The sequence below is a fragment of the Streptomyces sp. CLCI03 genome, from assembly GCF_053615355.1.
This window is the reverse complement of record NZ_JBSIFU010000001.1, coordinates 129320-144948: the sequence shown is the minus strand read 5'-3', so window position 1 is coordinate 144948 and position 15629 is coordinate 129320. Positions and strand designations below refer to the sequence as shown.

At 74.4% G+C, this 15629-nt stretch carries 6 protein-coding genes and 1 pseudogene; 4 read left to right on the top strand and 3 right to left on the bottom strand.

Annotation, left to right across the window (positions count from 1 at the left end):
• Positions 1-14 precede the first annotated feature (14 nt).
• The 3 genes and pseudogenes from ACWG52_RS39185 to ACWG52_RS39175 form a co-directional block, all read right to left on the bottom strand.
• Positions 15-2606 (bottom strand): annotated as a pseudogene (locus ACWG52_RS39185) (non-ribosomal peptide synthetase); the annotation flags it as partial.
• Entirely contained in the window at positions 2603-10549 is a 7947-nt protein-coding gene (locus ACWG52_RS39180; protein ID WP_453129137.1) for an amino acid adenylation domain-containing protein, read from the bottom strand. The pseudogene ACWG52_RS39185 and the gene ACWG52_RS39180, both read right to left, overlap by 4 nt.
• A 154-nt stretch (positions 10550-10703) precedes the next feature.
• Positions 10704-11537 (bottom strand): response regulator transcription factor, encoded by an 834-nt coding sequence (locus tag ACWG52_RS39175; RefSeq protein WP_331720992.1) that lies wholly within the window; start codon positions 11535-11537, stop codon positions 10704-10706.
• A gap of 209 nt (positions 11538-11746) precedes the next feature.
• On the opposite strand from ACWG52_RS39175, the gene ACWG52_RS39170 reads away from it, so the two are divergent.
• The 4 genes from ACWG52_RS39170 (at position 11747) to ACWG52_RS39155 (ending at position 15628) form a co-directional block, all read left to right on the top strand.
• Complete coding sequence (locus tag ACWG52_RS39170; RefSeq protein ID WP_389814804.1) at positions 11747-12013, top strand: phosphopantetheine-binding protein; 267 nt, start codon at positions 11747-11749, stop codon at positions 12011-12013.
• Positions 12014-12217: 204 nt separating this feature from the next.
• Positions 12218-13327, top strand: coding sequence for an LLM class flavin-dependent oxidoreductase (locus ACWG52_RS39165; protein ID WP_389814801.1), 1110 nt, complete (start codon positions 12218-12220; stop codon positions 13325-13327).
• 103 nt (positions 13328-13430) lie between these two features.
• Entirely contained in the window at positions 13431-14588 is a 1158-nt protein-coding gene (gene solA, locus ACWG52_RS39160; RefSeq protein ID WP_390140210.1) for an N-methyl-L-tryptophan oxidase, read from the top strand.
• 50 nt (positions 14589-14638) lie between these two features.
• Entirely contained in the window at positions 14639-15628 is a 990-nt protein-coding gene (locus tag ACWG52_RS39155) for an AfsR/SARP family transcriptional regulator (RefSeq protein WP_389814795.1), read from the top strand.
• Position 15629: the final 1 nt, after the last annotated feature.

Genomic DNA, 15629 nt, shown 5'->3' with positions numbered 1-15629 from the left:
ACCTCACCCGGCTCGATCCGGAAACCCCGGACCTTCACCTGATGATCCGCACGGCCCGCGAACTCCAGCACACCCGACCCGGCCCACCGCGCCAGATCACCCGTGCGGTACATACGCGTCCCCGGCCCACCGAACGGATCGGCGACAAAACGCTCCGCCGTCAGCCCCGGACGATTCAGATAACCACGGGCCACACCCGCACCCGCGAGATACAACTCACCCACCACACCCGGCGGCACCGGACGCAAGAACCCGTCCAACACGTACAGCCGCGCATTGTCCACCGGACCACCGATCGGCACCCGCTCCGGCCACCCACCCGGATCGACCGGGAGTTCGATGCCGGTCATCACGTGGGTCTCGGCGGGGCCGTAGTGGTTGTGCAGGCGCCGGCCGGGCAGGGCCGCGCAGAAGTCGCGGACGCGCGGGCCGGCGGTGAGCGCCTCGCCGGCCTGGGCGATGTGCCGCAGGTCGGGCAGGATACGGCCCTGTTCGGCGGCGGCCTCGGCGAGCGCCTCGACGACCAGGTTGGGCGCGTACAGCTCGTTGACCCGGTACTCCTCCAGCCACGCGGCGAACGCGTCGGCGTCCCGGCGCACCGCGTCGGTGGGGACGGCGAGGGTGGCGCCGTACAGCAGGGCGGAGAGGATCTCCTGGGCGGCCACGTCGAAGCTGAGCGAGGCGAACTGTGCGACGGTGGTGCCGGCGTCGGCGGGGATCTCCCGGCGGTGCCAGGCGAGCAGGTTGACGACTGCGGCGCCGGGCATGACGACGGCCTTGGGGCGGCCGGTGGAGCCGGAGGTGTAGATGACGTACGCCGGGTGGGCCGGGGTCAGCGGCGCCGTGCGCTCGGCGTCGGTCAGGTTCCCGTCGGGGATGCCGGAGAGGTCTTCGTCGACGTCGTCCTCGGTGAGGACCAGGGCCGGACGGGCGTCCTCCAGCATGGCGGCGATCCGGTCGGACGGGTACTCGGGGTCGATGGGCAGGTAGGCGGCACCGGTCTTGAGCACGGCCAGCACGGCGACGTACAGGTCGACGGAGCGGGGCAGGCGCAGCGCGACGGTCCGCTCCGGTCCGGCGCCGCGGGCGGCCAGCCGGCGGGCGAGCCGGTTGGCGCGGGCGTTCAGGTCGGCGTAGTCGACGGTGCGGCCCTCGAAGGTGAGGGCAGTGGCCCGCGGGGTCCGGGCGGCCTGCTCCTCGAACAGCTCGGGCAGGGTGCGGTCGGACACGGCGCGGCCGGTCGCGTTCCAGCCTTCGACGACCTGGTGGTGTTCGGCGTCGGAGAGCAGTCCGAGCCTGCCCACCGGGCGGTCGGGGTCGGCGGCGAAGCCGGTGAGGAGCCGCTCCAGCCGCTCCAGCAGGGTGCGGGCGCCGGCGGCGTCCAGCGCGTCGGCGCGGTGGTCGAGGCGGAAGCGGATCCGCTCGCCCGGGATGGCGAGCAGGGTCAGGGCGAAGTGGGTGGCGTCGCCGACCTGGAAGTCGGCCAGCCGCAGGCCGCGGCTCTCGGCGCGCAGGACGGTCGGGTCCAGCGGATAGTTCTCGAACACGACTGCGGAGTCGAAGAGTTCGCCGTGGCCGGCGGTCCGCTGGATCTCGGCGAGCGACATGTGCCGGTGGTCGATGAGCGAGGCCTGTTCGCGCTGGACCCGGGCGAGCAGGTCGGCGAACGGCTCGGCGGGGCGCAGTGCCACGCGGACCGGCAGGGTGTTGATGAACATGCCGATGGTGGAATCGATGCCGGGGATCTCCGGCGGGCGGTTGGCCATGGTCGCGCCGAGGACCACGTCGTCGCGGCCCAGCAGGTGGCCGACCAGAACCGCCCAGGCGCCCTGCACGACCGTGTTCAGGGTCAGGCCGCGGGAGCGGGCGGCGGCGGCCAGCGCGGCCGACGCGGGGGCGTCCAGCTCGTACCAGAGCTGGCCGGGCAGCTCCGAGGGGGCGGTGGTGTCCCTGCCGGTCCGGCCGGACCGGCCGACCAGGGTCGGGGCTTCCAGGCCCGCCAGGTAGCCGCGCCACGCCTCGCGGGCGGCGTCCTGGTCACGTCCGGCCAGCCAGGCCAGGTAGGTGCGGTACGGGGGTGCGGCGGGCATGCCGCGGTCGTCGCCGCCGCGTTCGTACAGCTGGAACAGCTCGCGCACCATCAGCGGCATCGACCAGCCGTCCATCAGGAGGTGGTGGGTGGTCAGCACGAGGGTGTGGTGGTCGGGGCCGAGCGCGGCCAGGCCCAGGCGCAGCAGCGGCGGCTGGGCGGGGTCGAAGCGGCGGGCGCGGTCCTCGGCGACGAACCGGGCGAGCGCGTCCTCGCGGGCGGCCGGGTCGAGGGCGGTGAGGTCGAGCTCCTGCCATTCGGGGTCGACGTGGTGCGGCACGAACTGGACGGGCTGGTCCATGTCCTGCTGCCAGAAGCCGGCCCGCAGGTTGGGGTGGCGGCGCAGCAGGCCCTGGACGGCGGCCCGCAGGCCGTCCGTGTCGAGCGGGCCGCGCAGTTCGAGGACCATCTGGACGTTGTAGACGTCCACTCCGTCCGGGTCGTACTGGACCTGGAACAGGAGCCCCTCCTGAAGCGGCGACAACGGCAGGAAGTCGGCGAGGCCGTTCTGGATCATCGGGCAACCTTCCACATGGCTTCGAGTCGGTCGATCTGGGCCTGGTTCAGGGAGACCAGGGAGAAGTCGGACGGGGTGTGCCCGCCGGCGTCGGGGCGCTCGGCGTGGGCGGTGAGGGCTTCGAGGGCGCGGAACCAGCCCTGTCCGAGGTCGCGTACGGAGCCCTCGTCGAGCAGGTGCTGCGGCCAACTCCAGGTGGCGGTCAGGCGGGGGCCGCCCGGGCCGTCCAGAGTGAGGGCGTTCAGCTCGACGCCGTGGGCCATCGGCAGTCGGGGGTCGGTGCCCTCACCGAGGGATTCGGCGTCGGGGGTGACGGTCCATTCGGCGTCCGGCCCGTCCGGCTCCTGGAAGCGGCCCAGGTAGTTGAAGCCGATGTCGGGCGTCGGCAGTGCGGCCAGGAGCGGCGCGGTCTCGGCGTTCAGGTGGCGCAGGAGGCCATGGCCGAGGCCGCCGTCGGGAAGTTCCCGCAGCTGTTCCTTGACCCGTTTGACAGCCTGTCCGGCCGCGGGGCCGCCGGACAGGGCGTCGCGGCGATCGAGCGGGCCGACGTCGAGGCGTACGGGGTAGAGGCTGGTGAACCAGCCGACGGTACGGGACAGATCGGCGCCGCTGTCGCCCGGTTCGCGGCCGTGGCCCTCCAGGTCGAGCAGGACGGCTGACGCGTCGCCGAGACCGCGGCGGGCCCGCCAATCGGCGACGGCCAGCGCGAAGGCGGTGAGCAGGACGTCGTCGACCTTGGCGTGGAACGTGGCGGGCACGGTGGTGAGCAGGGGTTCGGTGGCGGCCGCCGGGAGGGTCAGGGTGAGGCTGCGTGCGGTGGCGGAGGTGTCCCGGGCGGGGTCGAGCGGCCGGTCGGTGACGGGCAGGGCGGGCGCGGCCAGGCGGCCGGTCCACAGGTCGAGTTCGGCGAGGCGGGCGGGACGGGCGGCCTCGGCGGCCAGGTGCCGGGCCCAGCTGCGGAAGGAGGTGCCGGCGGGCGCCGGGCGCGGGGCGGTGTCCCCGGTCGCTGCCTGCCAGGCGGCCTCCAGGTCGGGCAGCAGGATGCGCCAGGACACGCCGTCGACCACCAGGTGGTGGAGGGTGAGCAGCAGGCGTCCGGACCGGTTCTGGCCGGCGTCGAACCAGACGGCCTGTCCCATCACGCCCGACCAGGGGTCGAGCCGGCTGCGTGCGGCGGCCGCCTCGGTGGCGATCAGGGTGCGCAGTGCGTCGTCGGTGTGGCCGGCGGTGTCGACCCTGCGGGCCCAGGCTTCGGCGCTGCCGCCGCCGGGCGGTTCGATGCGCAGCCGCCAACCGCTGTCCGGGTCGGCGGACAGGACCGCGCGCAGCATGTCGTGCTGGTCGGCGAGGGCGCGCAGGGCGGTGGCCAGGCGCTGCTCGCCGAGCCCGGCCGGCACCCGGACGAGCAGGGACTGGCTGAACGCCTCGACGGGGCCGCCGCGTTCGTGCAGCCAGTGCATGACCGGGGTGAGCGGTACCTCGCCCCAGGCCCGGTCGTCCGCCGGTGCGGTGCCGGGGGCCGGTCCGCTGTCGGCCGCCGCGGTGGCGACGCCGGCCAGGGCGGCGACGGTCTTGTGCTCGAAGACCTGGGCGGGCGAGAGCAGCAGGCCGGACCGGCGGGCGCGGCCGACCAGCTGGATCGCCATGATGCTGTCGCCGCCCAGGTCGAAGAAGCTGTCGTGGGTACCGACCTGCTCCAGGCCGAGGACGCCGGCGAACAGGCCGGCGAGCAGTTCCTCGCGGGGGCCGGCAGGGGCCCGGTGGTCGCCTGCGGGGGCGAACTCGGGGACGGGCAGCTGCCGGCGGTCGAGCTTGCCGTTGGGGGTCAGGGGCAGCCGGTCCAGCAGCACGACGGCGGCCGGGACCATGTAGTCGGGCAGGGACGCGGCGACGTGCCGGCGCAGTTCGCCGGCGTCGGCCGCGGCTGCCGCGGCGGGCACCACGTAGGCGGTGACCCGCTTGTCGCCGGGGCGGTCCTCGCGTACGAGTACGGCGCTCTGCGCGACGGTGGGGTGGCGGCCGATGACGGACTCGATCTCGCCGAGTTCGATGCGGAAGCCGCGGACCTTGACCTGGTGGTCGGCGCGGCCGAGGAACTCCAGGATGCCGTCGGCGCGGCGGCGCACCAGGTCGCCGGTGCGGTACATGCGTGCGCCGGGCGTACCGGACGGGTCGGCCACGAACCGTTCGGCGGTGGCGTCGGGGCGGCCGAGGTAGCCGCGGGCGAGACGGGCGCCGCCGATGTAGAGCTCGCCGGTGACTCCCGGCGGCACGGGGCGAAGCCGCTGGTCGAGGACGTGGCAGGTGGTGTTGTCGAGGGGGCTGCCGATCGGGACGGTGGTCTCCTCGGTCCACGGGGCGCGCATGAAGTGGTGGGTGGAGAAGGTCGTGGTCTCGGTCGGGCCGTAGCCGTCGACGACCAGCGTGTCCGGGGAGGCGGCCAGGACCCGGGTGACGGCAGCGGGCGAGACCACGTCACCTCCGGTCCACACCTCGCGCACGCCGCGGAAGCATTCGGGGCTCTCCTCGGCGAGCAGGTTGAACAGCCCGGAGGTGAGCCACATGCCGGTGACCCGTCCGCGCGTGAGGGCCTCGCGGAGAGCGGCAGTGTCGAGGTCCCCGGGCGGGGCGACCACGACGGTCCCGCCGGACAGCAGCGGCACCCACAGCTCGTACTGGGAGGTGTCGAACGAGTACGGGGAGTGCAGCAGTACCCGCTGCTGGTTGCCGGTGCGCCAGCAGCGGTCGGCGGCGAGCACGGCGACGTCCCGGTGGGTGATGGCGACGCCCTTGGGCGTGCCGGTGGAGCCGGAGGTGTACATCACGTACGCCAGCCGGTCGGGGTGGCCCGGGACGACCGCGGCGGGGGCGGGCGCCGACGCGGGCGCGGGATCGTCCACGACGACCACCTCGGCCTGCCCGGCCCATGCGTGGCAGCGGTGCCTTTCGTGTGCGGCCCGGTCGGTCAGCAGGACCCGGGCCCCGGCCATGGTCATGATCTGACTCATCCGGGAGGCCGGGTTCCGGTGGTTGAGCGGGACGTAGAAGCCGCCGGCCCGCAGTACGGCCAAGAGGGACACCACCAGGTCCGCGGAGCGTTCCTGGAGCACGGCGACGGGGCACTCCGGGCCGATGCCCAGGGCGGTGAGCCGGGCGGCGAGGGCGCCGGCCCGGGCGTCGAGCTGGGCGTAGGTCAGCTCGGTGTCGCCGGCCACCAGGGCCGTCGCGTCGGGGGTGCGGCGCGCCTGGGCGGTGAACAGCTCGGCGAGACCGGTGTCCGGGACCGGGGCGGCGGTGTCGTTCCACCGGCGCAGCATGGCCCGCTCGGCGTCATCGACCAGGTCGAACCGGCTGATCGGCAGTTCGGGGCCGGCGGCGACGGCCTCCAGCAGGGCCAGCAGCCGGCGGGCGACGGCCTGCGCGGTCGCGGGGTCGAACAGGTCGAGGTCGAACTCGAGGTCGCCGTGGATGCCGTCGGGGGCACCCGCGTCGTCGCGGTGCTCGACCAGGTTGAAGGTGAGGTCGAACTTGGCGACGCCGAAGTCGACCGGTTCGCGACGCACGACGAGTCCGGCCAGCCGCGGCCGGGCCTCGGACTCCTGGTACGAGAGCACCACCTGGAAAAGCGGGTGCCGGGCGGCGGAGCGGGCCGGCTGAAGGCGCTCCACCACTCGGTCGAAGGGCACGTCCTGGTGGGTGTAGGCGGCCAGCGCGGTGGTGCGTACGCGAGTGAGGAGTTCGGCGAAGGCCGGGTCGCCGGAGGTGTCGGCGCGGACCACGACGGGGTTGACGAAGAAGCCGACGAGCCCGTCGAGGGCCTCCTCGTCCCGGCCGGCGGTGGGGCAGCCGATGGGGACGTCGGTGCCGGCGCCGAGCCTGGTGAGCAGTGCGGCCAGGGCGGCTTGGAGGACCATGTGGACGGTGGCGCCGCCGGTGCGGGCGAGCCCGTCGAGCTGCGCGTGCAGCGCGGGGCCGATGGTCAGCGGCACCGAGCCGCCGCGGTGCCGGGCGACCGGCGGGCGGGGGCGGTCGTAGGGGAGCTGGAGCTGGTCGGGCAGGCCGGCCAGCGCGTGGTGCCAGTGGTCGAGCTGGCGGGCGCCCAGGGAGGCCGGCTCGCTCTCGTCGCCGAGCAGTTCGCGCTGCCAGAGCGCGAAGTCCCGGTAGGTGACGGGCAGCGGCTCCGGGCGGGGTGCCGTGCCCGTGGAGCGGGCGTCGTAGGCGGCGGCGAGGTCGCCGAAGAGCGGGCGCAGCGACCAGCCGTCCCCGGCGATGTGGTGCAGAACCAGCAGCAGGACGTGCTCGCCGGGGGCCAGGGTGAACAGGTGGGCGCGCAGCGGGATCTGCGTGTCGAGGTCGAACGGTTCGCGCGCGGCCGAGGTGAGGGCCTGCGCCAGATCCGATTCGGCCACCTCGGTCTCGGTCAGCCACGGCGGGACGTCGTCGAGCGGCAGCACCCGGGGCAGCGGGCCGTCCGGTCCGGCCGGGCAGATGGTGCGCAGGGTGTCGTGGCGGCCGATCAGGTCGCCGAGGGCGGCTTGCATCGCGCCGCGGTCCAGTGCGCCGGTGAGCCGCAACGCCAGCGGCATGTTGTACGTCGGGGCGCGGCCCTCGACCTCGCGTATCACCCACATGCGCTGCTGGGCGGGCGAGAGGACGGCCGGTCCGTCCGGGTCGCCGGCGGGCCGCAGTCGCGGGCGGGCGGTGTCGGCGCCCCGGGCGAGCCGGGCGAGGCCGGCGGGGGTGGGCCGGTCGAAGAGGTCTTCGATGGTCAGCTCGACGCCGAGCTCGCTGCGGGCTGCGGACAGCAGCCGGTTGGCGATCACCGAGTGCCCGCCGAGTGCGAAGAAGTCGCTCCGCGGTCCGACTTCGGGCACGCCCAGGATGCGTGCGAACAGGCGGCACAGCAGTTCTTCCAGCGGCCCGGCGGCGGCTGCCTGCGTGGCCCGCGACGCGGCCTCGGCGGGGCCGGGGGCGGGGGCGGGCAGGGCGGCACGGTCGAGCTTGCCGTTGACGGTGAGCGGGATCGCGTCGAGCGGGGTGAACGAGGCCGGCAGCTGGTGTGCGGGCAGTACGGCGGCGAGCTCGCGGCGCCAGGCGGCCGGGTCGGCCGGGACGCCGTCGGCCGGGACGGCGTACGCCGCGAGCCGCCGGTCGCCCGGGGTGTCCTCGCGGGCGGTCACCGCGGCGTGGGCCACCGACGGCAGTGCGGCGAGCGCCGCCTCGATCTCGCCGAGTTCGATGCGGAACCCGCGGATCTTCACCTGGTGGTCGGCGCGGCCGACGTACTCCAGGGTGCCGTCGGCGCGGCGGCGGACCAGGTCGCCGGTGCGGTACATGCGTGCGCCGGTGTCGCCGGCGGGCGCGAAGGGGTCGGCGACGAACCGCTCGGCGGTGAGGGCGGGGAGTCCGAGGTAGCCGCGGGCGAGGCCGGGGCCCGCGACGTACAGCTCGCCGGTGACGCCGGGCGGCGCGGGACGTAGCGCTCCGTCCAGCACGTGGGCGCGGAGGTCGGCGAGGGGTGCGCCCACGGAGCCGGGGGCGCCGTCCGGTCCGTCGAGGGCGGTGTGGGTGACGTGCACGGTGGTCTCGGTGATCCCGTACATGTTGGACAGCGACGCAGTGTGGCCGTGGCGCTCGTACCAGCCCTCCAGCCGGGGCGCGTCCAGGGCCTCACCGCCGAAGACGACGTGCCGCAGGGCGGGCAGGGCAGTGGGCCGCGGCCGCTCCCGGTCGGCCTCGATCAGCTGGTAGAACGCGGACGGTGTCTGGTTGAGCACCGTGACCCGGTGCTCGGCCAGCAGGTCGAGGAAGGCTCCGGGGGAACGGCTGATGGAGTACGGGACGACGACCAGGCGGCCGCCGTGCAGCAGCGGGCCCCAGATCTCCCACACGGAGAAGTCGAAGGCGTAGGAATGGAACAGCGTCCACACGTCTGACGGGCCGAAGCCGAAGTGCTGCTGTGCGGCGGTGAACAGCCGCACCACGTTGTGGTGGGTGACGACCACGCCCTTGGGCCGGCCGGTGGAGCCGGAGGTGTAGATGACGTAGGCCGGGTGGCGGGGGTCGTGCTTCGTGCGCGGGGCGGTGTCGGGCAGGCCGGCCTGCGGCTCGTCGTCAAGGAGGACCAGAGCCGTGCGGTCGGGGGCGACGACCGGGGTGGCGGCCGTCGCGACGATCACGGACGGGCCGGCGTCGGCCAGCATGGACGCCAGCCGCTCGGCCGGGTAGTCCGGGTCCAACGGCAGGTAGGCGGCGCCGGTCTTGACCACCGCGAGCAGGGCGACGACCAGGTCGGCGGAGCGGGGCAGGGCGAGCGCGACGGTACGCTCGGGGCCGGCGCCGCGGGCCATGAGCAGGTGGGCGAGGCGGTTGGCCCTGGCGTCGAGTTCGCGGTAGGTGAGCTGCCGGTGGCCGTCGACGACGGCGACGGCCTGCGGGGTCCGGGCGGCCTGCGCCTCGAACAGGGCGGGCAGCGTGGTGGGACGGTCCGGGGTGGACGGCTCGTGGGCGGACGGCTCGTCGGTGGACGGCTCGTCGGTGGACGGCTCGTCGGTGGACGGCTCGGGCGCGAACGCCTCGCCGGCGGCCTGCACGTGCTCGCCCGGGGCGAGGACGTCCAGCCGGCCGCCGGGCAGCGCGGGGTCGGCGGTGGCGAAGGAATGCAGCAGGGCGGTGAAGCGGGCCAGGTGGGCGGCGACCTCCTCCTCACGGTGGCGCAGGGCGTCGGCTTCGACATCGATCCGCAGGCCGGCGCCGCCGGGACGCTCGTACACCGAGAACTTGAGGTCCTCGACGGGGCCGGTCGACACCGGGTGGACCTGCGCCTCGATGCCTTCGAAGTCCAGGCCGTGGTCGAACGGCATGATGTTGGCGACGATCGAGTGCAGGGGGCGGTCCTGCGCCAGCAGCCCCAGTTCGCGGCGGAGTTCGGCGTACGGGTAGCCCTGGTGCCGCAGCACCTCGGCGACCCGGTCGCGGACCTCGGTGACCAGGCCGGTGAGGTCGGTGTCGGGCCGGGCGGGCACCCGCAGCGGCGGCACGTTGGTGAGCATGGCGGGGGTGCGGCGGGCTCTGCTCGAACGCCGGTTGGTGACCGGGAGCCCCAGTACGGCCTCCCCGGCGCCGGTCAGGCGCCGGGTGTAGAGGGCGACGGCGGCCAGAGCGGCCACCTGCCAGCCGGTCTGCGCGGTGCGGGCGAGCGCGTCGAGGCCCTCCTGGACGGCCGCGGGCAGGAACACCGTGCGGCGCAGCGGCACGGCACCGCCCTCGGCAGCCGCCGGGGCGTCGCCCCGGGCGACGGGACCGGTGCCCAGGGTGGGTGCCTCCGGGCGGTCCGCCCAGGAGGTGAGCCAGTACGCGCGGTCGCGGGCGTGGCCGCGCGAAGCACGGTAAGCACTCTCGGCGTCGACCAGGGCGGCGAGGTCGTCGGCCTCGGCCGGCGTGCCCGCGCCGTTGTAGGCGTCGGCGACGCGCCGGGCCACCAGGCGCAGCCCGTAGCCGTCGAGCAGCAGGTGGTGGACTTGCTGGAACCAGCGGTGGCGGCCGGGGCCGAGGGTGAACAGGACCTGGTCGAACAGCGGTCCTTCGGCGTCGACCGCCATCGGGGCGGCCAGCTGCCGGCGGATCAGGTCGTCGGCGGCGGCCTCGGGGTCGGGTTCGGCGCTGACGTCGACGTGGCGCAGCTCCCAGGCCGACTCGTCCGCGGGGACGACCCGCTGGCGCACTTCGCCGTCGGCGCGGGTGTGGAAGCGCAGGCGCAGGGACTCGGTGGCCTCGACCGCGGCGCGCACGGCAGCGGTGAACCGCCCGGCGTCCAGCGGGCCCGTCAGCTCGACGTACTCGCCGGTGTTGAACGCCGTGTTGTGCGGGTCCCTGGCCTGGGCGAACCAGACACCGAGCTGTGCATCGGTGAGGGCCATGGACGCGACCTTGGCACCACTCATCTCTTCCCCTCCTGTCGAGCCGGCCGCCGCGGCCCGACGGGCCGGGGGCAGGCGCAGCCGACCACTGGGGTCGACGAGATCGAATTGCATGCTGACCCGGGTGCTTGACGGACGGCTGACGCGCCTGACGTGAGCGGGTGGGGCCGACGGGCGGTCAGCGGGTTCGCCGCAGCCCGATCTCATACGCGTAGACCACCGCCTGGACGCGGCTGCGCAACCGGAGCTTGCCCAGCAGGTTCTGCACATGGGACTTGACGGTGTGCTCCGAGAGCATCAGCGCACCGGCGATCTCCGCGTTGGACAGGCCGCGGGCGATCAGGTCCAGCACCTCGCTCTCCCGGGCCGTCAGCTCGTCGGGGTCGACGTCGGAGACCTCGGCGCGGCGGAATCCTCCGTCGTCGGCCGTCCGCCGGGACGGCCGACGGCTCAGGTGGTAGCCGGCGGCGGCCATCCGCACCGCGGCGGCGAGGTCCGCGGGCGTCACCGTCGCGGGGAGGCAGCCGTTCAGATGGGGGCCGGGTTCGGCCGGCTCCGGGCCGCCGACGGCCAGCAGCGGTGTCCCGCCGGGGTCCTGGCTTCCGGGCAACCCGATCAGCTGCGGGTCCGGCACCCCGTGGAGCACCATGACGTCGGGGCAGCTGATCCTCAGGTCTGCCAGGGCCCGGGGGCCGGGTTCGCCCTCCGCCGCGACCACGACCCCGGGCTGGCTCTCCAGCAGGGCGCGCAGGCCGGCCCGGGCGAGCGCGTCGGGCCCCAGCAGGAAGACCCGGACGGTGTCCGCACCGTCGGGCGCGGGCTCCTCGGACCGAACGAGGTCGTCGTGGGCCGGCGCCCACGGGTACGCGGCCGGCGGCGCGGCCCGGTCCGCGAGCGGGGGCAGGAGGGTGTGGCGGCTGCTGCGGGGCCGGGCCGGCCCGGCTCCGCCGGGCAGGACCCGCAGCGCGGCGGTCCCACTGGATGCGGGCCAGCCCTGTGCTCGCCGTTCCATCCTCACTCCCAACGTTCGCGGTGTCCGTGTTCCAGGGGCCGCCGCAGGTGCGGAGCGTCCTCCCGAAAGCAGAAGGTAGCCGTCGGCGGGGCGCCGGCGCCGGTTCCTCAAGCGCGTTTCAAGCGATTCGCCAATGCCGTCCCAGCAGGAAATTCAGAGGCCTTCGACGGGATTTCACCGAGCCATTTCTGATGCTACGTTTCCTGGCCATGAACACTAAATCCGAGAACCCGCTCATGACCAAAGCAGGACTGCGCTCCCTGATCGCCGACAGCATGGGGCTGACCGCCGACGAGATGCCGGGCGACGACGAGGACCTCGTCGACTACGGCCTGCACTCGATCGCGGTCATGCAGGTCGTGAGCCTCTGTCAGCAGAGCGGCATCGAGGTCGCGTTCCCCGAGCTCATCGCCACGCCGACGGTGGACGCCTGGTGGCGGGCCCTGTCTGCGGCCGACCGCGCGGCAGCCCGCTGATCGGACCCCGCCGCCCCCGCCCCCGGCGCGGAGTGCCGCGCCCCACGCTCGCTTGAGAGCCGTTGGAACCCCGCTGGGAGGGCGGTCGCGAACATGCGACCGCGGCCGCCCGCCCGGATATCGTTCTGCTCTCCGGGCGCATTCACCGATCATCCCGCCCCATTTACTCACTGCCCCCGCACCGAACCTTCGGACGGAGTCGTCATGGAATTCGGAGTCAATTTCTTCCCGGTCGTGGACCCGGAACGGAAAACTGCCGCCGAGTATTACGCCGAGAGTCTTCGGCTGGTCGAACTGGCCGAGTCGCTCGGCTATGAACACGTACAGATCGTCGAGCACTACGGCTCCCCGTACGGCGGCTACAGTCCCGATCCGGTGGCGTTCTTGGCCGCCGCCGCCGCGCGGACCAGCCGCATCCGGCTCGCGACCGGCGCCGTCATCGCCGCCTTCACCCACCCCGTCAAGCTCGCCGCCAACCTGGCGATGCTCGACAACCTCTCGCACGGCCGCCTCGACGTCGGCTTCGGACGGGCCTTCCTGCCCGACGAGTTCGAGGCCTTCGGCGTGCCGATCGAGGAGAGCCGCTCCCGGTTCGACGACGGCATCGCGGCCTGCATCGCGCTGTGGACCGAGGAGAACACGGTCTTCGAGGGCGCCGTCCACCGGTTCGGGCCCTTCACCGGCTTCCCCCGCCCCTACCAGCAGCCCCACCCGCCGGTGTTCGTCGCCTCCGCCAGCAGCCCGGACTCCTGCGCGGCAGCCGGCCGGGCCGGCCACCACCTCCAGGTCGTGCCCTCGGTGACCACCCGTCAGGGCCTGAAGGAGATGATCGAGGGCTACCGGCAGGCACGCGCCGAGGCCGGGCACCCGAGCGGCGGGCGGATCCAGGTGAAGTACACCTGCTACGTGTCCGAGGACCGCGATCTGGCGCTGGCGGACGCCCGCGAGCAGGAGCAGAACTACGTGTCCCGGATGGCCGAGGCGGTCTCGTCCTGGGCGCACACCCGCAGCAGCCAGTACCCCGGCTACGAGCGGTTCGTGGAGAAGGCCCGCGGTTACGACTTCGACCGGGCGCTCACCGACGGCAAGGTCCTCGCCGGCACCCCGCAGGACGTCACCGAGCAGGTCCGCGAGATCGCCGCCGAGTACGGGTCGGACCTGTGCCTGAGCCTGCAGTTCAGCCCCGGCCACCTGCCGTTCGAGCGGGCCGCGCGGGCCATGGAGCTGTTCGCCCTGCAGGTCGCCCCCTCCTTCACCGGCCGGGCCGGTGCGGCCGCCGGGGCGGAGGCCGTCGCGGTGCCGGCAGCGGGCTGAGCCGGACCCAGGGGCCACGCCGGCGGCAGCACGCGCCGGCGGGGCGGCACACCAGGGCACATCGCGACACGAGACGGACACGAGGAGAAGAGGAGAAGGGGACATGGCCCGTACAGCCACCGGCCTGGACGCCGAGGCCGCCGTCGTGGGGCTGGGCGCCTGGGGCGCCTGCGCCCTGTGGCAGCTGGCCCGGCAGGGGGTCGACGTCATCGGCATCGACCGCCACGGCATCGGCAACGTGCACGGTTCCTCGTACGGCGAGAGCCGCATGTTCCGCACCGCCTGCCTGGAGCACCCGGACCTGGTCCCGCTCGCGCAGCGCTCGCGCGAGCTGTGGGCCGAGCTGGAGGAGCAGACCGGCCGGGTGCTGATGGAGCGGACCGGGGCCATGCTGATCGGCCCGCCGGACGGGCGCATCGTCGGCGGCGCGCTGCGGGCGGCCCGCGAGCACCGGCTGGACATCGAGCTGCTCGACCCGGCGAGCATGCGCGAGCGGGTCCCCGCGCATGCCGGGCTGCCGGACGACCATGTGGGCGTGCTGGAGCCGGCCGGCGGGCTGACCTACCCCGAGCACACCATCGCCGCCGCGGTCGACGCGGCGCGGGCGGCCGGGGCCCGGGTGGTCACCGACACCCGGGTCACCGCGGTCGAACCCGGCAACGACGGCATCGTGGTGCGCACCGCGTTGCGGACGCTCCGTGTTGCCCGGCTCGTGGTGGCCGCGGGCCCGTGGCTGTCCCAGCTGGTGCCGGGGCTCCCCCTCGACGTGCTGCGCATGCCCACGACCTGGTTCACCCCGGCCGAGCCCGATCCGCGGTTCACCCTGGAGCGGCTGCCGGTGTTCATGCGCGAACTCGCCGACGGGAACGTGATCTGGGGCCACGGCACCCTGCCCGGCGGCACCGAGGTGAAGCTCGGGCTGGAGGACGGCGGACGCCACTTCCGCGTGGTCGACCCCGAGAACATGGACCGCTCGGTCTCCCCCGCCGACTGGTCGGTGCTCTCCCGCATCCTCCCGGCGGCCGTGCCCGGCCTCGGCGACACCCCCTCGCGGGCGACGGCCAACCTGTACGCGCGCACCCCCGACGGCCAGTTCCTCCTCGGCCCGCTGCGGCACGACCCGCGGATCATCGTCGCGGGCGGGTGCAACAGCCACGGTTTCAAGCACGCGACCGGGATCGGCGAGGCCGTCGCCGACATGGTCCGCGGCAGGACCCCGGCCGTCCCGCTCGGTTTCGCTGACCCGAACTCCCTGCGCTGACGCCCCGGCACCCGTCCCACGACCCCATCCGGACGCATAGGTGAGGAAAGATGCAGTTCCGCATTCTCGGCCCTGTAGAGATCCACGACGAGCGGCGCGGCCTGCGGATCGTACCCACGGGCTCCAAGCAGCGCGTCCTGCTCGGCGCCCTGGTCGTGAAGGCCGGCCATCTGCTGTCGTACCACCGCCTGATCGACGAGTTGTGGGGCGAACACCCGCCGGCGAACCCGGCCAACGCCCTCCAGGCCCACGTCGCCCGGCTCAGGAAGCTGTTGGAGGACGCCGGATCGACCGGTCAGGAGCGGATCGACACCCACGCGCTGGGCTACCAGCTGCACACCGGGCCGGACGCGACCGACGCCGGCAGGTTCCACCGGCTGTGCGCCCAGGGCCGGGCCGTGATCGCCACCGACCCCGAGCGGGCCGTCCACCTGCTGCGCCAGGCACTCGCCCTGTGGCGGGGGCCCGCGTTGCAGGGCAGCCTCGGCGGGGACATCTGCCTGGCGGAGGCCGCCCAGCTGGAGGAGAACCGGCTGGTCGCCCTGGAAACGCTCTACGAGGCCGGCCTGCGGGCGGGCCTGCACCACGAGATCACCGGCGAGCTGGAGGAGCTCATCGGTGACAATCCGGTGCGGGAGCGGTTCTACGAGCTGCTGATGGTCGCCCTCCACCGCTGCGGCCGGCAGGCGGAGGCGCTCGGCACGTACGAGCGGGCCCGGACGCGTCTGGCCGATGAACTCGGGGTGGAGCCCGGTGCGGCGCTGCGCCGACGGGTCCGGTCGATCCTCAGCCCCGGCCGCGAGCAGCCGGCCCCCGCTGCGGCGCGCTCGGCGGCGCCGGTGGTCCGCTCCCTCCCGCCACGGCCCGGCACCGCTGGTCAGCGGGCTGCATCGACGGCTCCCCGGGGCGGGGCCGTCGTCCTCGACCTCGGCGACGAACTGGCGCGACTGCGGAGGCGGTTGGAGAACCTGACCCGCGAGCAGGAGGACCTGGCCCGCCGGATGGACCAGCTCACCGCCCGCACAGCGGCCGCCCGCTGAC